Origin of the sequence: Burkholderia sp. E168m23, assembly GCF_016586125.1 — a bacterium.
Taxonomy (GTDB): domain Bacteria; phylum Pseudomonadota; class Gammaproteobacteria; order Burkholderiales; family Burkholderiaceae; genus Burkholderia; species Burkholderia orbicola.
Genome location: NZ_BCPP01000017.1, coordinates 1 through 19,707 on the forward strand (window position 1 = coordinate 1; position 19,707 = coordinate 19,707).

The 19,707-nt window shown below is 67.8% G+C and carries 20 protein-coding genes; 10 read left to right on the forward strand and 10 right to left on the reverse strand.

What is annotated here, in order from left to right:
* Positions 1 to 51: 51 nt before the first annotated feature.
* The 5 genes from JMF90_RS01770 to JMF90_RS01790 all read right to left on the reverse strand — a co-directional run bounded on the left by JMF90_RS01770 (position 52) and on the right by JMF90_RS01790 (position 5,743).
* Positions 52 to 1,464, reverse strand: a complete 1,413-nt coding sequence (locus tag JMF90_RS01770) for a PLP-dependent aminotransferase family protein (RefSeq protein ID WP_175766719.1) — start codon at positions 1,462 to 1,464, stop codon at positions 52 to 54.
* Positions 1,465 to 1,645: 181 nt separating this feature from the next.
* Positions 1,646 to 2,470 carry a CoA ester lyase gene (locus JMF90_RS01775; protein WP_201317209.1) on the reverse strand — a complete coding sequence of 275 codons (825 nt, stop codon included), beginning with the start codon at positions 2,468 to 2,470 and terminating at the stop codon, positions 1,646 to 1,648.
* A 19-nt stretch (positions 2,471 to 2,489) separates the two neighbouring features.
* Positions 2,490 to 3,668 carry a CaiB/BaiF CoA-transferase family protein gene (locus JMF90_RS01780; protein ID WP_201324942.1) on the reverse strand — a complete coding sequence of 393 codons (1,179 nt, stop codon included), beginning with the start codon at positions 3,666 to 3,668 and terminating at the stop codon, positions 2,490 to 2,492.
* Positions 3,669 to 3,680: 12 nt separating this feature from the next.
* On the reverse strand, positions 3,681 to 4,844 hold the full coding sequence (locus JMF90_RS01785; RefSeq protein WP_201317207.1) for an acyl-CoA dehydrogenase family protein: 1,164 nt from the start codon (positions 4,842 to 4,844) through the stop codon (positions 3,681 to 3,683).
* A gap of 38 nt (positions 4,845 to 4,882) precedes the next feature.
* On the reverse strand, positions 4,883 to 5,743 hold the full coding sequence (locus JMF90_RS01790; RefSeq protein WP_201317206.1) for a MaoC family dehydratase N-terminal domain-containing protein: 861 nt from the start codon (positions 5,741 to 5,743) through the stop codon (positions 4,883 to 4,885).
* 319 nt (positions 5,744 to 6,062) lie between these two features.
* Between JMF90_RS01790 and JMF90_RS01795 the strand changes: the two genes are divergently transcribed.
* The 7 genes from JMF90_RS01795 (at position 6,063) to JMF90_RS01825 (ending at position 12,641) form a co-directional block, all read left to right on the forward strand.
* Entirely contained in the window at positions 6,063 to 6,542 is a 480-nt protein-coding gene (locus JMF90_RS01795) for a MarR family winged helix-turn-helix transcriptional regulator (protein ID WP_201317205.1), read from the forward strand.
* Entirely contained in the window at positions 6,539 to 8,662 is a 2,124-nt protein-coding gene (locus JMF90_RS01800; protein ID WP_201317204.1) for an FUSC family protein, read from the forward strand. The genes JMF90_RS01795 and JMF90_RS01800 overlap by 4 nt, the downstream gene beginning before the upstream one ends.
* 34 nt (positions 8,663 to 8,696) lie before the next feature.
* Complete coding sequence (locus JMF90_RS01805) at positions 8,697 to 8,909, forward strand: DUF1656 domain-containing protein (protein WP_006481008.1); 213 nt, start codon at positions 8,697 to 8,699, stop codon at positions 8,907 to 8,909.
* 1 nt (position 8,910) lies between these two features.
* The gene (locus JMF90_RS01810) at positions 8,911 to 9,885 is read left to right on the forward strand and encodes an HlyD family secretion protein (protein ID WP_027805481.1); all 975 of its coding nucleotides are present in this window, start codon (positions 8,911 to 8,913) and stop codon (positions 9,883 to 9,885) included.
* On the forward strand, positions 9,882 to 11,378 hold the full coding sequence (locus JMF90_RS01815) for an efflux transporter outer membrane subunit (RefSeq protein ID WP_201317203.1): 1,497 nt from the start codon (positions 9,882 to 9,884) through the stop codon (positions 11,376 to 11,378). The genes JMF90_RS01810 and JMF90_RS01815 overlap by 4 nt, the downstream gene beginning before the upstream one ends.
* Before the next feature lie 174 nt (positions 11,379 to 11,552).
* The gene (locus JMF90_RS01820; protein ID WP_011549350.1) at positions 11,553 to 11,978 is read left to right on the forward strand and encodes a molybdopterin-binding protein; all 426 of its coding nucleotides are present in this window, start codon (positions 11,553 to 11,555) and stop codon (positions 11,976 to 11,978) included.
* A gap of 75 nt (positions 11,979 to 12,053) precedes the next feature.
* Entirely contained in the window at positions 12,054 to 12,641 is a 588-nt protein-coding gene (locus tag JMF90_RS01825; RefSeq protein ID WP_011549351.1) for a nitrogen fixation protein NifQ, read from the forward strand.
* A 94-nt stretch (positions 12,642 to 12,735) separates the two neighbouring features.
* On the opposite strand, the gene JMF90_RS01830 is transcribed toward JMF90_RS01825, so the two are convergent.
* From JMF90_RS01830 to JMF90_RS01840, 3 genes are all read right to left on the reverse strand, one after another.
* Positions 12,736 to 12,969 (reverse strand): hypothetical protein, encoded by a 234-nt coding sequence (locus JMF90_RS01830; RefSeq protein ID WP_201317202.1) that lies wholly within the window; start codon positions 12,967 to 12,969, stop codon positions 12,736 to 12,738.
* Between the two features lie 23 nt (positions 12,970 to 12,992).
* The gene (locus JMF90_RS01835) at positions 12,993 to 14,054 is read right to left on the reverse strand and encodes a DMT family transporter (protein ID WP_201317201.1); all 1,062 of its coding nucleotides are present in this window, start codon (positions 14,052 to 14,054) and stop codon (positions 12,993 to 12,995) included.
* Positions 14,055 to 14,540: 486 nt separating this feature from the next.
* Entirely contained in the window at positions 14,541 to 15,212 is a 672-nt protein-coding gene (locus tag JMF90_RS01840) for a ProQ/FinO family protein (protein ID WP_011549354.1), read from the reverse strand.
* 654 nt (positions 15,213 to 15,866) lie between these two features.
* On the opposite strand from JMF90_RS01840, the gene JMF90_RS01845 reads away from it, so the two are divergent.
* On the forward strand, positions 15,867 to 16,451 hold the full coding sequence (locus tag JMF90_RS01845; RefSeq protein WP_011549355.1) for a DUF2889 domain-containing protein: 585 nt from the start codon (positions 15,867 to 15,869) through the stop codon (positions 16,449 to 16,451).
* A gap of 117 nt (positions 16,452 to 16,568) precedes the next feature.
* Here the strand turns inward: JMF90_RS01845 and JMF90_RS01850 are convergent, their stop codons facing one another.
* A complete protein-coding gene (locus tag JMF90_RS01850) occupies positions 16,569 to 17,060 on the reverse strand; it encodes a flavodoxin family protein (RefSeq protein WP_011549356.1) in 492 nt (163 codons plus the stop codon).
* 203 nt (positions 17,061 to 17,263) lie between these two features.
* Entirely contained in the window at positions 17,264 to 17,917 is a 654-nt protein-coding gene (locus JMF90_RS01855) for a TetR/AcrR family transcriptional regulator (RefSeq protein ID WP_011549357.1), read from the reverse strand.
* Between the two features lie 83 nt (positions 17,918 to 18,000).
* Between JMF90_RS01855 and JMF90_RS01860 the strand changes: the two genes are divergently transcribed.
* Together JMF90_RS01860 and JMF90_RS01865 are read left to right on the forward strand one after the other, a co-directional pair.
* Complete coding sequence (locus tag JMF90_RS01860) at positions 18,001 to 19,125, forward strand: MBL fold metallo-hydrolase (protein WP_200161102.1); 1,125 nt, start codon at positions 18,001 to 18,003, stop codon at positions 19,123 to 19,125.
* Between the two features lie 127 nt (positions 19,126 to 19,252).
* Positions 19,253 to 19,707, forward strand: a 455-nt coding sequence (locus tag JMF90_RS01865) for an AraC family transcriptional regulator (RefSeq protein ID WP_201324943.1), incomplete at its 3' end; no start/stop codon positions are given.

Genomic DNA, 19,707 nt, shown 5'->3' on the forward strand with positions numbered 1-19,707 from the left:
CTTTCGAATGTCCTGATACATTGCGCGCGACATCGCGGCGGCGCCGCCGGTTCAGTGGAAATCGTTCAGGTGCGGATACTGTTCGAACACGCCCGCGATCGTCTCGAGCGCCGCGTTGCACGCGGCATCGGAGGTTTCGGCGCCGATGCACACGCGTACCGCGTTCGGCCGCTCCGTGCCGCCGACGAGAAACGGATCGGGCGACGTCACCGCGATCTTGCGGGTGCGCAGTTCGCGCACGATCCGCTCTGCCTGCCAGTAGTCGGGCACGCGCAGCCAGGCCGACAGCGCGTTCGGGTGCGCACCGAGCACATACGGCCCCAGCGCGGCCTTCACCATCTCCTGACGCACCGCGAGCCGCTGGCGCTGCAGTTCGACGAGCCGCCGCGCGGTGCCGTCGGCGATCCAGCGCGTCGCGATCTCCGCGATCGGCGACGTCGCCATCCAGCTGCTCACGCGCAGCACGCTCTCGACGCGCAACGCGAGCCGCCGCGGCATCGCAAGATAGCCGGTGCGCAATCCGGTCAGCACCGATTTCGTCATGCTCGTGCAGTAGAAGCCGAGCTCCGGGATCAGGCTGGCGATCGGCGTGCCCGTCTTCTCGGGCAGCGGGCCGTACACGTCGTCCTCGATCACGTACACGCCGTAGCGCGTCGCGATGCGCGCGATCGAGCGCCGCCGCGACTCGGGCATCAGCGACACGGTTGGGTTATTGAGGGTCGGCGTGCAGACGAGCGCACTGATCCGTTCGCTGTCGCACATCTCCTCGAAATGTTCGGGACGGATGCCGTGCTCGTCCATCTCGAGCCCCTTCAGCGTAAACCCGAGCACGTTCGCGGAGCCGATCACGCCGTGATCGGTCAGGCTCTCGCACAACACGGTGTCGCCCGGCCCGACGATCGACGCGAGCGCGAGAAAGATGCCATGCGCCGCGCCGTTCGTGACCAGCAATGATTCGCGGTGCACCGGCATGTTCAGCGACGCGAGCCATGCGGCGCCGGCGTCGCGATGCGCGTCGAGCCCGGCGATCGGCCGGAACGAGCGAATCCACGGCTGATCGTCGGTGCCGGCCAGCGCCGTGCACACGCTGCGCCACGCGGCATCGTGCTCGGGCGTGTGCACGATGCGGGCGATCGAGAAGTCGACCAGTTCGCGCTCGGTCGTATCGAGGATGTAGTTCGACATCGATTCGGTCACGCGCGCGGCCACGAAGCTGCCGCGGCCGACCTCGCAGCGGATCAGCCCCTGGCGCTCCAGTTCCTTGTACGCGTTGGTGACGGTCTGCACGCTGACGCCGAGGCTCGATGCGACGTCGCGCTGCGGCGCGAGCCGGGCGCCCGGCGCGAGCGCGCCGTTCTCGATGTCGCTGGCGATCGCCTTCACGAGCCGCTTGTATTTCGACTCGATGCCGTGCACCGCGCCGAGCGCGTCGCGCCAGCCTGCCGATACCTCGGTCCGTCCCATCTCGATGTCTCCGTCGTGGCTTCCGCATGGTCGCTCAGAAAGACACCCTGAAAATATTGTCCTAGTGCAATCGCGCGCGCGAAAGCAGGACGTTGCGGGTCGAATCGGACGATGCAATCGGCGTGCCCGCACGGACGCCGGCGCGGCACTTCGATTGTTCGGAGGAATGTCGCGGGAGCGGCTACCCGCGCAGAATGCGCCGTGCCTTCAGGATCACCGGCATGTCGACCATCCTGCCGTCGAGCGCGACCGCCGCGCCGCCGCTCGCGTCGACGGCATCGAGCACGCGCCGCGCCCACGCCTGCTCCGCGTCGGTCCACGCATACGCGCGATGCACCGCGTCGAGCTGCTTCGGGTGAATGCACAGTTTTCCGCCGAAGCCGAACCGCCGCGCGTGGCGCGCATGCCGTTCGATCGCGGCGGGATCGTCGATGATCGTCGACACGCCGTCGACCGGCGGCGCAATACCGGCCAGCCGCGACGCGAGCACGATCCGCGAGCGGAATGCGTTCAGCTCTTCCCCGTCGCCGTCGATGCCGAGATCGACCTGGAAATCGAGCGTACCGAACGCCACGCGCACGACGCGCGGCGCGGCACACACCTGATCGAGCCCCGCGATGCCGGCCGCCGTCTCGACGATCGGCAGCAGTTCGAGCGCGCCGTGCGCGTGCGCGAGCACGGCATCGAGCTGCGCACGCGTCTCGCATTTCGGCAGCATCACGCCGGCCGTGCCCGGATGCGCGGCGATCGCGGCGAGGTCGTCGGCGAACCACGCGGTATCGACCGCATTCACACGCACCCACACGGGCCGCGCGGCATCGAGCCGCGCGACGACCGCGTCGCGCGCCGCCGGCTTGCCGTCCGGCGGCACTGCGTCCTCGAGATCCACGATCACCGCGTCGGCGCCGGCCGCGCGCGCCTTCTCGAAGCGCTCCGGCCGATTGCCGGGAACGAAGAGCCACGAACGGGCGCAGGCGGAGGCAGTGGCGGGAATCGTGTTGGTCATCGTCGTCGTGAAAGCGGAATCAGATCGTGCCGTTCGCGCGCAGCGCGGCGATCCGCGCGCGGTCGTAGCCGAGTTCGGCGAGGATCGCATCGGTATGCTGGCCGAGCGCCGGCACCGCATCCATGCGCGGCTCGACGCCGGCGGGCAGCCCCGGCGGCAACAGCGCGGGCACCGGGCCCGCGGCCGTGTCGACGCTGCGCCAGCGCTCCCGCGCCTGCAATTGCGGGTGCCGCCATACGTCGTCGAGCGTGTTCATCCGTGCGTTCGCGATACCGGCCGCGTCGAGCCGCTGCATCACGTCGGCGGCCGTCAGCGTCGCAAATGCATCGACGATCAGCGCATCCACCACGTCGCGCGCCGCATGCCGTTTCGAATTCGCATTGAAACGCGGATCGTCGGCCAGCGCCGGCTGCCGCAGCACCTGCTCGCAGAACAGCTTCCATTCGCGCTCGTTCTGCAGCCCGAGCATCACAGTCTTGCCGTCGCCGGCCGGGAACGGCCCGTACGGGCAGATCGTCGCGTGCGACGCGCCCGACGGCGCGGGCGGGCTTTGGCCGTCGATCGCGTAGTAGAGCGGGTAGCCCATCCACTCGACCATGCTCTCCAGCATCGACACGTCGATCCGGCAACCTTCACCGGTGCGGCCGCGCATCAGCAGCGCGCTCAGGATGCTGGTGTACGCGTACATGCCGGCCGCGATGTCCGCGATCGAGCAGCCGGCCTTCGCCGGTTGCCCGGCCGAACCCGTGATCGACAGGAACCCGGCTTCGCTCTGGATCAGCAGGTCGTAGGCCTTGCGGTCGCGATACGGGCCGTCGCCGCCGTAACCCGAGATGTCGCAGACGATCAGGCGCGGATGCGTGTGCTTCAACGCGTCGTAGTCGAGGCCGAGCCGCTCGGCCGCGCCGGGCGCGAGATTCTGCACGAGCACGTCGGCATCCGCGAGCAGCGCGTCGAGCACGGCGGCCGCATCGGGCTGCTTGACGTCGAGCGTCAGGCTCTCCTTCGAGCGGTTCACCCACACGAAGTGCGACGACAGCCCGTGCACGCGTTCGTCGTAGCCGCGCGCGAAATCGCCGCTGCCGGGCCGTTCGATCTTGATCACGCGCGCGCCGAGATCGGCGAGCTGGCGCGTGCAGAACGGCGCCGCGATCGCATGTTCGAGGGTGATCACCTTGATGCCGTCGAGGGGTCGCATCGTCGGCCTCCGTCAGAACGAGCGCGGCAGGTCGAGGATGTGCTCCGCGACGTAGGCCAGGATCAGGTTGGTCGAGATCGGCGCGACCTGGTACAGCCGCGTCTCGCGAAACTTGCGCTCGACGTCGTATTCGCATGCGAAGCCGAAGCCGCCGTGGAATTGCAGGCATGCGTTCGCGGCCTCCCACGACGCGTCGGCCGCGAGCAGCTTCGCCATGTTCGCCTGCGCGCCGCACGGCGCGTGCGCATCGAACCGGCGCGCGGCGTCGAAACGCATCAGGCTCGCGGCTTCGACGTTCACGAACGCGCGCGCGATCGGAAACTGCACGCCCTGGTTCTGCCCGATCGGGCGACCGAACACGACGCGCTCCTTCACGTACTGCGACACCTTGTCGATGAACCAGTAGCCGTCGCCGATGCATTCGGCCGCGATCAGCGTGCGCTCCGCGTTCAGCCCGTCGAGGATGTACTTGAAGCCCTGCCCCTCCTCGCCGATCACGTTCTCGGCCGGAATCTCGAGATTGTCGAAGAACAGCTCGTTGGTCTCGTGATTGACCATGTTCGGAATTGGCCGCACCGTCAGCCCGTGACCGATGGCGTCGTGCAGGTCGACGACGAAGATCGACATCCCTTCGGACTTTTTCTTCACGTCGGCGAGCGGCGTCGTGCGCGCGAGCAGGATCATCAGGTCCGAATGCTGCACGCGCGAGATCCATACCTTCTGCCCGTTGATCACGTAACGATCGCCGCGCCGCTCGGCGGTCGTCTTGATCTTCGTCGTGTCGGTGCCGGTGGTCGGCTCGGTCACGGCCATCGACTGCAGGCGCAGCTCGCCACTCGCGATCTTCGGCAGATACGCGCGCTTCTGTTCGGCCGAACCGTGGCGCAGCAGCGTGCCCATGTTGTACATCTGCCCGTGGCACGCGCCGGAGTTGCCGCCCGCGCGGTTGATCTCCTCCATGATGATCGACGCCTCGGTGAGGCCCAGCCCCGAGCCGCCGTATTCCTGCGGAATCAGCGCGGCGAGCCAGCCGGCCTTGGTCAGCGCGTCGACGAACGCGTCGGGATAGCCGCGCGCGTCGTCGATCTGGCGGAAATACTCGCCGGGAAACTGGCTGCACAGGTCGCGCACCGCTTCGCGGATGTCCTGGTACGGGTCGTGTAGCGTCGTCTGCATGTCCGTCGTCGATGAAGGAAGAAAGGAAAAGGAGCGCGTCATGCGAGGGTCGCGGTGGCCTGCATCGTCAACCAGCCGTCGCGGTCCTTCGCCCACAGCTCGATCGTGCGGCCGTCGTCCGACGGCTTGCCGCACAGCGTGAACGGCTGCCCGTCGAAGGTCGGGCGCACCGCGCGAAACGCGAAGCTCGCGAGCGTCGCGTCCGGCCGTTCGCGGTGCACGAGATCGACGAGCAGCGTCGCGATCAGCGGGCCGTGCACGACGAGCCCCGGATAGCCTTCTTCCTGCGTCACGTAGCTGCGGTCGTAGTGAATGCGATGGCCGTTGAAGGTCAGCGCCGAATAGCGGAACAGCATCACCGCGTCGGCCGTGACCGTGCGCGACCACGCTTCGCCGGCAGGCGGCGCGACCGGCTTCGGTGCGGGCGCACCCGGCTGCGGCGCGTCCCGATAAACGATGTCGTGCTCCTCCTCGACGCACAGCGCGCCGCCGGCTTCGATCCGGTGCTGCACCGTCACGAACACGAGCCGGCCGCTGCGACCGGTCTTGTCCTCGATGTTCGCGATCGTCGATTCGCGCGTCGCGCGCTGCCCGGCGTGCAGCGGTGCATGGAACGTCAAACGGCCGCCGGCCCACATGCGGCGCGGCAGCGGCACCGGCGGCAGGAAGCCGCCGCGCTTCGGGTGGCCGTCGGGGCCGACCTCGGCCAGCGGCGCGACCGGCAGGAAGTAGAGCCAGTGCCACATCGGCGGCACGACGTCGCCGGGCGACGGGCGGTCGAGCGTGGCGGCCAGCGCGTTCAGCGGGAACGCGGTGATGTCGTCGCCAAGCGTTTCGGTCTTGCCGAGCCACGCGTCGAGCGACGCGGGGGCGGCAGGCTGCGGGGATGAGGTCGGCACGTCGGTCTCCGGTGCGCTTGCAATGACCCTGAATATGCACGCCACGCGCGGCTTCGCGAAGTCGGCTTTCCCGAACCGGGGCTTCGAATTTGCTTAACGCGCGCGGGCAGGCGCCGTGCTGCCGGACGGTTCTCGTCTGACTATTCAATATAGTCGGCCCGCCGAACGTGCGCGGTTCGCGGCCGCGGGCCTTGCCGCTTGACCCCGGACGACACGCCACCTAAATTGCTTCAGACGGGCCGGGCCGCATGCGACGTGTCATCCGGGTGACAAAAACGATAGTTTGCTATCGAATGTTTTTGCCCCTATCATCTCGCCCATGACCAATCTGCACGACCTCCGCCTCGCCGTCAGCAGCCTGCTCGTGCTCACCGCGCGCAAGTGGCGCCGCACCAGCGACGGCGTACTGACCGCGTACAACGTGTCCGAGGCCTGCGCGACGCCGCTGCTGATCGCCGGACGCCTCGGCGAAGGCGTGCGGCAAGGCACGCTCGCCGAGCACGTCGGCATCGAAGGGCCGTCGCTCGTGCGCCTGCTCGATCAATTGTGCGCGGCCGGCCTCGCACGCCGCGACGAGGACCCGCACGATCGCCGCGCGAAGACGATCTCGCTGACGGCTGCCGGCCGCGCGATTACCGCGCAGATGGAGGACGACCTGCGCGCGCTGCGCGCCCAGGTGCTCAAGGGTGTGTCGCGCGCCGATCTCGAAGCCACGCTGCGCGTGCTGAACGCGTTCAACGCAGCCGACCCGCATCCGCCGGCGTCGCGCCCGCCCCACTCCGCCGATTCCGCGTCATGACCTATCCGAGCCTCCGCGACTGGCTGTTCTCGGGCAAGACGTTCGCCGCGTCGATGCTGGCGCTGTACCTCGGCCTGTATTTCCAGTTGCCGCGCCCGTACTGGGCGATGGCGAGCGTCTACATCGTGTCGAACCCGTTCGTCGGCGCGACGCGCTCGAAGGCGCTGTACCGCGCGCTCGGTACCGCGCTCGGGGCGGCCGCCGCGATCTTCTTCGTGCCGCCGTTCGTCGAGACGCCGCTCCTGTTCAGCATCATCGTCGCGACCTGGTGCGGCACGCTGCTGTACCTCGCGATCTCCGACCGCACCGCGCGCAGCTACGTCTTCATGCTCGCCGGCTATACGATGCCGCTGGTCGCGCTGCCCACCGTCACCGATCCGTCCACCATCTTCGACGTCGCGATCGCGCGCACCGAGGAAATCGTGCTCGGCATCGTGTGCGCGAGCGTGGTCGGCAGCGCCGTGTTCCCGAACCGGCTCGCGCCGACGCTGATCGAGCGCACCGACGCGTGGTTCAAGGACGCCGCGTTCTACGGCCGCGAAACGCTGTCCGGGCACCTGGCCGGCAAGGCGCTGTCCGCATGCCGGCAGCGGCTCGCCGCGACCATCACCGGCCTCGAGTTCCTGCTGAGCCAGCTGGGCTACGACCATGCGCATCCGCGCGTGCTGGCCCGCGCGCAGGCGCTCGCGGGCCGGATGCAGCTGTTCCTGCCGCTGATGTCGTCGCTCGCCGATCCGCTGATCGCGCTGATGCGCGACCTGCACGTGCGCCCGCCCGCACTCGACGCGCTGCTGGCCGACGCCGCGAAGTGGTTCGACGCGCCGCTGCCGGCGGTGAAGACCGGCACCGACGGTGACATGGCGCACGATCCGGTCGCGGACGACCTGCGCGAGCGCATCGCCGCGCTGCAGCCGCCCGACAGCGCACTGGCGAGCTGGGACGGCGCGCTGCTGTCGAATGCGCTGTGGCGGCTGCGCCAGGTCATCGACATCTGGCAGGACTGCCGTTCGCTGCGCGCATTGATCGCGAACGAGTCGGGCGTGTGGCAGCCGCGCTACCGGCACTGGCGGCTCGGCGGCACCGAACGCTTCTTTGATCGCGGGATGATGCTGTTCTCGACGCTGACCGTCGTGTTCGCGATCGTGTTCGCGTGCTGGCTGTGGATCTCGTCCGGCTGGCACGACGGCGCGGCCGCCGTCACGCTCGTGGCCGTGTCGTGCAGCTTCTTCGCCGCGCTCGACGAGCCTGCGCCGCTGGTGTTCAAGTTCTTCCTGTCGACCACCGCGAGCGTCGTGTTCGCGGGCCTGTACCTGTTCGTCGTGCTGCCGCACGTGCACGATTTCGCGATGCTCGTGCTGATGTTCGCGGGCCCGTTCATCCTGATCGGCACGCTGCTGCCGCGCCCGCAGTTCAACATGGTGACGATGCTCGTCGCGGTGAACACGGCCACCTTCATCAGCATCCAGAGTGCGTACGAGGCCGATTTCTTCGTGTTCCTGAACAGCAACCTCGCGGGCGTTGCCGGGCTGCTGTTCGCGTACGTGTGGACGCGCGCGACGCGGCCGTTCGGCGCCGAACTCGCGGTGCGGCGCCTGCTGCGCTCGGGCTGGGAGGACGTCGCGCGCTCCGCGTCGACGCAGCCGCTCGACGATCAGCGCAACCACGCATCGCGGATGCTCGATCGCGTCACGCAACTGCTGCCGCGCCTCGGCGCGTCCGACGACCACCGCCACCCGTCGATCGAAAGCTTCCGCGACCTGCGCATCGCACTGAACGCGCTCGATCTGCGCCGCTCGCGTCGCAGGCTGTCGGGCGACGTGCCCGACGCGATCGATCGCGTGCTGGCCGGCGTCACCGATCACTACACCCGCTGCGCGGCCGCGAACGCGCGCCAGCCCGTGCCGCCCGCGCTGCTCGCGACGATCGACGACGCGCTGCGGCGCGTGGCCGGCCGCAACCTGCCGGGCGCCGCGCCGGCAGACGGCGCGGCCGCGCCCGCGGTGCCGGCCACGCATCGCCGGCTGCGCGACACGCTGCATGCGCTCGTCGGCCTGCGCCTGTCGCTGTATCCGGCCGCGGCCGCGCAAGCGCCGCAGGCGCCGGACGGAGCGCGCGCATGAGCCGGCTTTCCACCTTGTCATTCCGACCGCGACCATGATCGGCGAAATCGATATCTTCGGCGTGTTCGTGCCGGCCCCGCTCGTGCTGATGCTGATCGCATACCTGATCAACATCGTCGTGCGCGCGGTGCTCGAGCGCGTCGGCTTCTACCGCCTCGTCTGGCACCGTTCGATCTTCGACCTCGGCATCTATGTATTCGTGCTGGCCGCCGTCGTGATCGTGTCCCACCAACTCGTGGCTACCTAACGTGAAAAAAACCTGGCTCTCGGCAGGGCAAGTCCTGCTCACCCTGATCGTCGTCATCGTGGCCGGCCTCGTGCTGTGGCGCATCATCAACTACTACATGTTCTCGCCGTGGACGCGCGACGGGCACGTGCGCGCCGACGTGATCCAGGTCGCGCCGGACGTATCAGGCCTCATCACGTCGGTGCAGGTGGCCGACAACCAGGAGGTCAAGCGCGGCCAGGTGCTGTTCGTGATCGACCAGGCGCGCTACACGCTCGCGGAGCGGCTCGCCGAAGCGACGCTCGCGCAGCGTCGCGCGACGCTGGCGCAGGCGAAGCGCGAATACGCGCGCAACCTCCAGCTCGGCAACCTGGTCGCGAGCGAACAGGTCGAGGAAAGCCGCACGCGCGTCGAGCAGGGCGAAGCCAGCGTCGCCGATGCGCAGGTGTCGCTCGACACCGCGAAGCTGAACCTGCAGCGCACGACGATCGTCAGCCCCGTGGACGGCTACCTGAACGACCGCGCCCCCCGCGTCGGCGAATACGTGCCGGCCGGCCGCGCGGTGCTGTCGGTGGTCGACCGCAACTCGTTCCGCGTCGACGGCTACTTCGAGGAAACCAAGCTGCGCGGCATCCATATCGGGCAGCCGGTCGACATCATCGTGATGGGCGAGCCGCATGCGCTGCGCGGCCACGTGCAGAGCATCGTCGCCGCGATCGAGGATCGCGACCGCACGCAGGGCGCGAACCTGCTGCCGAACGTGAACCCGGCGTTCAGCTGGGTGCGGCTCGCGCAGCGCGTGCCGGTGCGCGTCGTGCTCGACGAGGTGCCCGACGATTTCCGGATGATCGCGGGCCGCACCGCGACCGTGTCGATGCGCGGCGCCGACGCGCGCCGCAACGACGCGAAGCCGGCTGGCGCCAGCACCGCATCGGCGGCCGCGCCGGTTCCCGCTGCGTCCGGTACGGCCGCGAGCGCCGCGGGAGCATCGCAATGAAGCGGCACGGTCTGCGCATCGCGGCGACGCTCGCTCCGCTTGCACTCGCACTCGGTGCGTGCAAGTCGGTCGGCCCCGACTACAAGTTGCCGCAGCACGCGTACGTCAATGCGCCGCTGGCGAACCATGCGCTCGACGACGCGAACGGCGCGCTGGTGTCGCGCGACGCGGTGCCCGGCAACTGGTGGCAGCTGTACGACGACCCGGTACTCGACGGGCTCGTGCGCGATGCGCTGAAGTCGAACACCGACCTGCGCGTCGCCGCGGCCAACCTCGCCCGCTCGCGCGCGGCGCTGGTCGTCGCGAACGAACAGGGCGGCTTCTCGGGCAGCGCGGAAGCGGCCGTGCAGCGCGCGCAGGAATCGGCCGAGCAATACCTGCTCGAAAACAAGCTGCCGGTCGTCAACGAAGGCACGGTCGGCATCAACGTGTCGTACGAGCTCGACCTGTTCGGCAAGCTGCGGCGCGGCGTCGAAGCCGCGCGCGCGGACAGCGAGGCCGTCAAGGCGGCCGGCGACCTGGCGCGCATCACCGTCGTGGCCGACGTCGTGCGCGCGTACGTCGAAGCGTGCTCGGCCGGCGACGAACTGGCGATCGCGAAGCAGTCGCTCGCGCTGCAGCAGCAGCGCGTGAAACTGTCGCAACGGCTGCGCGATGCCGGACGCGGCAACCAGACCGACGTGACCCGCGGCGTCACGCAGGTGCGCACGCTCTCCGCCGACATTCCGCGCTTCGAAGGCCGCCGCAAGGTCGCGCAGTACCAGCTCGCCGCGCTGCTCGCGCGCGCGCCGGCCGACCTGCCGAAAGCCGCCGCCGAGTGCGAACGCCTGCCGAAGCTGCGTCAGCCGATTCCGATCGGCGACGGCGCCGCGCTGCTGCGCCGCCGCCCCGACGTGCGCGAGGCCGAGCGGCAGCTCGCCGCCGCGACCGCGCGGATCGGCGTGGCGACCGCCGCGCTGTACCCATCGGTCAGCATCGGTGCGTCGGCCGGCTCGGTCGGCGTCGCCGCCGACTTGTTCTCGTCCACCACGAATCGCTGGTCGTTCGGTCCGCTGATCAGCTGGTCGTTCCCGGTCAACGGCCAGCGTGCGCGCGTGCGCGAAGCCGAAGCCGCGACGGGCGGCGCACTCGCGCACTTCGACGGCGTCGTGCTGAATGCGCTGCGCGAAACGCAGTCGAGCCTTGCGACCTACGCGGCCGACGTGCAGCGCACCGATGCGCTGCGCACCGCGTACGAGTCGGCCCGCAATTCCGCCGACGAAACCCATCGTCTCTATGCGGCCGGCCGCGAATCGTTCATTTCCGATCTCGACGCGACGCGCACGTTGACGAGTGTGCGGGCGCAGGTCGCGGCGGCCGAAGGTCAGGTCGCGGCCGACCAGGTGCGGCTCTTTCTCGCGCTCGGCGGTGGATGGGACGGCGACGGTGCGGCAGCCGCCGCGGACGCCGGCTCTGCGGCCTCGACACCCGCGGCCGCCCAGTCGACGCCGTAGCACCGTCGCGGTCGGGATATGACGCCTGCGTGACGACACGCCCTGCGGCGACGCGTTTTACCGATTCGCACCATCGCATTCGCAGTGCCTGCGTTGACGGTACACTGGCCGATGCATTTCCATTCATCTGCTACCGCGGCCGGCCCGGCCGCGGCATCCACCCGGAGAGTCATCATGCGAACCAGCGCCCGCAACCAATTCGCCGGCCAGATCGGCGCCGTCAAACCCGGTGCCGTCAACGACGAAATCACGCTGCGCACGCAGGACGGCCTCGAGATCGTCGCGGTGATCACCCACGGCAGCGCGGCATCGCTGGGCCTCGCGGCCGGTACGAAGGCGTTTGCGCTCGTCAAGGCATCGTCGGTCATCGTGATGGTCGACGTCGACAGCAGCAAGGTGTCGGCCCGCAACTGCGTCGCGGGCACCGTCGCGTCGATCGCGAAGGGCGCGGTCAATTCGGAAGTGGTGATCAAGGCCGCGGGCGGCGCGGAAATCGTCGCGATCGTCACCAACGACAGCGTCGAACGTCTCGGTCTCGCAAGCGGCACCGCTGCCTCCGCGATCTTCAAGGCATCGAGCGTGATCGTCGGCGTCGAGTGATCGCGTGACGATCGCGATGGCGATTCGTTGTGCCCCTCGCATGCGTGCGATCCGGTTCTCGTCCGGAGGCTGGCGATGACCGCTTCGGCCGATCACGCGTATGAAGAGGCGTTGCAGTCGCTGCATTTCGCGGCGGCCAACGCCGACGTGCCCGATGCGCAGCTGTTCGGCACCCTCGTTACGGCACGCGCCGGGCGCAACGAACTCTCGCTGCTGGGCTTGCCTCCCGGCCAGTTCGCCGGCCTGCTGACCCGACAGTTTCCGCATCTGCGATCCGTCGACACCATTGCACTCACGTCGGCGGTCGCACCGCTACCGTTGCCGGCCACGCACTCGGCATTCGTCGCGACGCTGCATGCGCGACTGATGGACGAAGCGAATCCCGCCGTCGCCCGCGACGATGCCGACTGCCTCGCCACGATCATCGCGCATGCGTGTCTGCGCCCCGATCATCTGTGGCGCGACCTCGGGCTCGACGGACGCGACGCGGTGTCCGCGATGCTCGCGCGCTTTTTCCCCACGCTCGCCGCGCGCAACGTCGCTCATCTGCGCTGGAAGAAATTCCTCGCGCAGGAAGTGGCCGCATCGCTCGGCGTGCCGCCCGGGCCCGCACCCGGATGTCCGGGCTGCGAGGATTTCGGTTTCTGCTTTCCTCGTACGTGACGGGTGTCGCGGCAACGGGCGGGCCGATATCCGTTTCGTCGCATCGCCGGCCGGAAAAGCCGCGTTGACCGGCATGGCGAGCGCGAACGTGCCGTTACGCGACTTCGACGCCACATTCGGCTTCCGCGAAAAAACCGCGGATCACTTCCATTCGGCGCAACGACGGTTGGATGATCCGGCACGCGTTGCGCTCCTCCAACCTGAGCGGCAACTCACGGCTTGCGGCACACAAATGCCAGCGGTGCTTCGGCAACATGTCGGCAACCGACATTACCGAACCGATGACCGGCTTTTCCCGCTTCCCATAAACGGTCACCTTGCGACGCAAGGCACGCGTCGCTCACGACACCGTCAATGTCGATGCCGGTGATGAATGTCCGGAAAATGCGCGTGGCTGTGCGTGATCGGCAGATGCACGTGCGGATGCGCGTGCGGTTCATCGCCGTCATACGGAAAGTCGTGCATGTGCTGGTGATGGTCGTCGTGCCGATGCCGATGCGTATGCTCGAGTCGCTCGTGCGCATGCGTGTGTTCGTGCCGTTCGCGCACGTGCAGCCAGAGGCCGAGCGCCATCAGCGCGGCCGCGATCCAGAACGTCGCGGGCGGCAGCGCGGGCCAGATCAGCAGCGACAGTGCAACTCCGAATAGCGGGGCGACCGAAAAATATGCGCCGGTGCGCGCGCTGCCGAGATGACGCAGCGCGACCACGAACAACACGAGGCTGATCCCGTAGCCGCCGAGCCCCGTCAGCATCGCTGCGGCCGTGACCGGTAACGCAGGTAGCGTCGCGCCGGCCGCCAGCGCGATGCCGATGTTCACCGGCCCCGCGATCAGCCCTTTCATGCAGGCGATCACCATCGCGTCGTTCGCGGCCACCTTGCGGGTCAGGTTGTTGTCGACCGCCCAGCACAGGCACGCAGCGACGATCAGCAGCGCGCCGACCGGCACGCCGGCCCGGCCTGGCGTCCACGACAACAGCGTGCCGCCAGCGACGATCGCCGCCATGCCGAGGAACACCTGCGTATCCACGTTCTCGCGAAACACGACCCACGCGATCACCGCCGTCAACACGCCTTCGAGATTGAGCAGCAACGCGCTCGTCGCCGCCGGCGTACTCGACAGCCCGAGCATCAGCAAAGCGGGGCCGGCCACGCCGCCCGCCGCGATCGCACCGGCCAGCCACAGCAGATCGGCACGATGCAACGGCGCGGCGTCCGCGGCCGATGCGCGACGGCTGTGCCAACCGCGCAGCAGAATCCCGATACCGAGCCCGACGCCGCTGCCGAAATAGAAGAGGCCGGCAACCATGAACGGCGACATTGCACCGATTAGCGCCTTGGCGAGCGGTGTCGCGGCGCCGAACAGCGCGGCGGCGGCGAGCGCGACGAAAATCGCGGAATGTCTCGGGTTCACGGTCCGGGGCGAATTGAGGTTGATGAAACTGGGCGTGGCTTTGGGTCGAGGCGGGCTTGCCTTACCTTTCGAAAGGCTGGCTGTATCGTGCTCGGCTTGCCTGCGGCCGGACGCTCCCATCGTGATTATCGCGCGCCGTTTTGTCGCGGTGGGCAGGCGGGATCGCGCGCACGTCGATCGACGATTTCCGCTTCATCATTTCGGAAAACGAATTATATGGTCAACGCGTTTTCATGATCAGTTATGCATATTATTGATGCTCGATCAGCACGATCGAAACATCATGTGCATGGAGGCCGGTCGACGAATGTGGGTCGTCCGGTCGCGTTGTCTGTTCGACGAGGGAGGGGATGTACCAGCAGGTTCAGCGCCGGTGGAGACAGTCCCGACCTGCCTCTGACGAGGCAAGTCGATCTGGAGTGCCATGCACCGCACGCGACTTGCATGCGGCTACGCGCGGCTCGACGGACGGCAGCGCGGTGCGGATTACTCGTTGCCGGCCGATTGCTGCTCGACCTGCGGCGCGGCGTCGGTCTGCACCGGCGCTTCCGCTTCGGCCTGCGCCGGTTGCGGCGCGGCAGCGGCCTCGGCCTGCTGCTCGGCCTTCGGCTGCTGCGGTGCGCCCTTGGCCGATTGTGCCGCGCCCTTGCCCGGGCGGCGGGCCTTCAGGCGGCGCGCACGTGCCGCGTCGTCGTGCGTCACGCGCCCGGCTTCGTTGCCCTGCAGGTCGACGCGCACCGCGTCTTCGACGAGGCAGGACCAGTAGCGATTGCCGCGGCACCACGTCGACATCGCTTCGCGCAGTTCGGCTTCGTTGAGGCCGACGGCCTGCGCTTCGCGTGCGAGATCGTCCCAGATGCCGACCTTGAGCGGTACTTTGGGGGCCGGATTCTTCGGGAACGCGCGCGGAAACTTCCGCTGCAGTTTGCCGATCGCGACGATGACCGGATCGACCGGCGCCGCCGGCTTCGCCGAAGCAAGCTTCGCCCGATGCTGCGTCTTCGCGCCGGCACCCGGCTTGGCGCCGCGGGACGGCTGGTCGCCGGACTTCGGCTTCGCGCCGGCGTCCGTCGGCGCTGCCGGCCGCTTTGCGTTGCGCTCCTGCTTGGCCTTCGCCGCGAGCTGCGCCCGCAATTCGGCAAGTTGTTCAAAACCCATAAATTCAATCCACCAGGAATATAAGGTGTGGTTCGTGCGGCCATGCCGCGCGGCACAACAGCTTCGCCGCCATGCGTGCGGCCGGCCTGCCGCCGGTGCGGAACACTACGGGGCCGCATCGCGCACGCCACTCTGTTTTCAGGCACCCGGCCTCGATGCCGGACAAGGCAGGAGTGGAAGTATACCGGTACGCGCGACAGGCGGTTGACTCGCCGGTCTGCATTTGTCCGATCCGCGGTGCCGGAAATGCGTCCGCGCGGTCGTGTTGCGCATTATATGGATACGTTTCCGGATGTCACGCCATTCGCGGCCCCTGCTGGGAAATTGCAGCGGGCCGGGCCGACGCGCAAGGCGCAAAGTGCGATCTTCCGCGCGACGGACGTCGAACGGCGTCGTGTCACAACCGCCACGCGTGGCGTAGCCGCCGACCTCGCACGACCCGCCCGCTCGACACGCGTTTGCGCCGGCCGCGATACGCGACTCGTTGCGTGCGCATCGATCGCGTCGCGGACGAAGATCTCGGAAAGTGCGTAGTATGGCCGAATCGACTTCGTTGGCAGCATGTCCCCGCCTGCTTTTCTCCGCGCGCCCGATCGACCGGGCGCGATTCCGTTGCCTGCGAAACGACCTGGTTACACGAGATGGAGCGCAAGCATGGTTTCCCAAGACGACACCCCGCATGACGGCCTCACGCGCGAGGAGATTCACCATCGGCAGATCGACATGCGCGGCTATCGGCGCAGCGATGGCCTGTTCGAAGTGACGGCCTGCCTCGCGGACCGCAAGACCAGCGATTTCACGCCGCCCGGCGGCGCGCGAACGGTCGCGGCACTGACACCGCTCCACGATCTCGGCGTCACGCTGGTGTTCGACGTCGACATGGTCGTTCGCGGCGTCTCCACGTTCATGCGTTCGCATCCGTATGCGCAGTGTTCGGGCGGCGGCAACTCGCTGCAGGCGCTCGTCGGATTGAACATCGGCGCCGGCTGGAACAGCGAGGTTCGCAAGCGCCTGCCGTCCTGCGATACGTGCACGCACTTGAAGGAACTGCTCGGCCCGATCGCGACGACGGCCTATCAGACGATGGTCGGCATGCGGCGATCGTCGCTCGATTACCGCGACAGCGAAGGAAAGCCGCTCAAGATCGACAGTTGCTACGCCTACGGTGCATCGCGCGATCTCGTGAAACGTCTTTGGCCCGAGTACCACCAGCCTTCGGCACCGACGAAGGGCAGTTGAAGTTCCGACGCTCGGCGGTTCGGCGCTGTTTGCGGAAGTTTGCGAAACCGATAGTGCGCGAACGGCTGCGGGCCGTGCCGGTGTCGATCCGGCAGATCGGAGCCGCCGCACTCGTGATCAGAACACGCCCAGTGCCAGCCCTGCAGCAAGACCCGCGCCGAGTTCGGCGCAGCGCGCGAGCGCGTCGCTGTCGATCGTCTTCGTTGCGAGAATACGCTCCGGCGTCTGCGCATGCGTGCAGACGATCAGGCCGGGCGCCACGTTCTTCAGCCGCCATCCGGTCGCGATCCGGTCGATCTGGCGCAACGCGTTCTGCCCGTCGCTTCCCGCGCAGATCATTGCCGCATACGGGCGGCCGTTCACGCGATCGAGCGCCGCGTAGTAGCAGCGATCGAAGAAATCCTTCATCAGCCCGGACATCGCCGCAAGGTTCTCCGGCGTCGCGAACAGGTATGCGTCGGCGGCCAGCACGTCGTCGGCGCTCGTCGCGTCCGCACGCTGCATCCTGACGTCGACGCCAGGCTGCTCGCGAGCTGCACCGGCAGCCGCTTCGGCCATCTGTTGCGTGCCTCCGGTCATCGTGTGATAGACGATCAACAGCGTTTTCATGGGTCGTTGCTCGCATTCGGCTTCGGGTGCGCCGACGGTATCGTCGAGTCCAGGCCAGATGGCCGGCCGGCACGGATGGGCGTCATTTGGCGTTCGTTTTTCCCCGGATCGACCGGTTTGCCTGCTCGCCGACAACGCGCGCATCGCAATGGTTTCGATCTGCCCGGGGAGCCGGATGCTTCCGGATGTGTCCGGGACCGCGTTCAGTCTTGCCGGCGATGCCGTGCAGCGCCGTCGTCGGGTCGCGCGTAGTACGCAAGGAACATATCGGCAGCCGATTCCGCGACCTTCTGCTGCTCCTGCGCCGTCAGCGGCGGCTGGCCCATCGTGATCTGCGGCCAGAACGCGAATGCCTTCACCGCGCCATGCAACTGATGCGCGGCGAACACCGGATCGGTGACCGACAGGCGACCGGCCGCCGCGGCCGCGCGCACCCAGACCGTGACATCTTCCTCGCGCTCGCCGAGACGCTCGACCATGTCGCGCGCCCGTTCCGGCGAATGGATGGCCGCGCCGATCGCGACACGCGCCAGCGCGAGAAAGGCCTCGTCGTTCATCAACCGCAATTTGCGGTCGAGCAACGCGAGCAGTTGCTCGCGCAGCGGCACGTCGGCGCGATAGGTCGGCGAACTGCCGGTGCGAGTCGCATCCCACAACTTGTTCAGGATCGCGGCGAACAGCGTCTCCTTACCGGGGAAGTGGTTATAGACGGTGCGCTTCGACACGTCCGCGCGCGCAGCGATACGATCCATGCTCGTCGCATCGTAGCCCGCGGCGAGAAATTCCTCGATCGCCGCATCGACGATGGCCGCGCGCTTTCGGTCGGTCAGACGCTGAGGGGGAGTACTGGTATCCATACAGAAATTTTACACCGGGCAGTTTACTTACCCCAAAAATAAACTACACTGTTTAGTGTACTTTATTCTCCGGACGAACCGACATGGCATCGCCTCTCGTTTTGATTCATCGCATTCTGGGTTTCGCGGCCGCCCGACGTGGCCGGACGCTCTCCGGCAGTTCGCCGCAGCACAACGGCGAGCGCTTTGCCAATGTCGCGCCGCGCCCCGCCGAAGGATTGGGCAAGACGCTGGGAATCGCGTGGAACATGCTGGTCAACAAGCCGCGTCATACCGTGCCCGCCGGCGCGTTGCCCGTCGATTCGCTGACCCGCGCGGAACTCGACGCGGCACCCGATCGCAGCCTGTATCGGCTCGGCCATTCGACGCTGTTGCTGAAGCTGCGTGGCGAATTCTGGCTGACCGATCCGGTGTTCGCGGAGCGCGCGTCGCCGTTTCGGCGTATCGGCCCCAAGCGCTTTCATGCGCCGCCGATCGCGCTGGAAGATCTTCCGCCGCTGCGCGGCGTGATCCTGTCGCACGATCATTACGATCACCTCGACCGCGACACGGTGCTCGCGCTGGCCGCCACCACCGACGTGTTCGTGACGACGCTGGGCGTCGGCGACCGGCTCATCGAATGGGGTATCGACGCGAACAAGGTCCGCCAGCTCGACTGGTGGCAAAGCATCGATGTGGCCGGGCTGACGCTGACAGCGACGCCTGCCCAGCACTTCTCCGGGCGCAGCCTGTTCGACGGCAACAGTACGCTGTGGGCGTCGTGGGTGATCGTCGACGACGACCTGCGCGTGTTCTTCAGCGGCGATACGGGTTATTTCGACGGCTTCCGGGAGATCGGCGAGCGCCTCGGGCCGTTCGACGTCACGCTGATCGAAACGGGCGCCTATGATGCGCAATGGCCGTACGTTCACATGCAGCCGGAAGAAACCGTGCAGGCGCACATCGATTTGCGCGGGCGCTGGTTGATGCCGATCCACAACGGTACGTTCGACCTCGCGATGCATCGCTGGCAGGAGCCGTTCGAGCGGGTCACGGCGCTGGCGCTCGTGCGCGGTATCGAGCTGTCGACGCCCAGAATGGGCGAACGCCTCGATCTCGACGCGCCGCATCGCGGCGAGCGCTGGTGGCGCACGGTCGACGAGCACGCGGCAACGCCGGCGGCGAAATCGCGACGCTGGCAGCTTTGCGCATCGCAGGCGACGAAGTAGTCCGCAATCGCCGCACGCGCCTTCCGGGAGGATGACCGTGCAGCGGCGCCGGGTGGTGCATTCGTTGCCGGCTTCCCCGGCACGTCGACGGCCTGCCTGTCGACCCGATTACTAGAGTAGAGAAGTCATGCATCCGGCATCCCTCCGATACATATCCGGCCAACGCAATGATGACGTCGCCATCGCGGCATTCGACCAGGCGAGCGACCGTTCGACCGGTCGCAGCCGCGAGAACGAGCTACGACAGTCGCTCGCGGAGCGCGTCGCGAGATGGACCGAAGGAGTCGATCATCTCGACACGGCCATTCCCAACCTGAGCTTTCATCGAAGGGAAGCGCCGACGCAGCCGATGGAATGCATGGTCGAGCCGAGCTTCGGTCTCGTCGTTCAAGGCGCGAAGCGGGTCATGCAGAGCGGAGACGCCTATATCTATGACACGGACCGCTTTCTGATCACGTCACTCGACCTGCCCGGTTCGACGCAGATCATCGAAGCCAGCCCCGACAAACCGTTTCTCGGGCTCGGCCTCAAGCTCGATTTTCGCGTCATGGCCGAATTGATGATGCAAGTCGCGCCGGATCA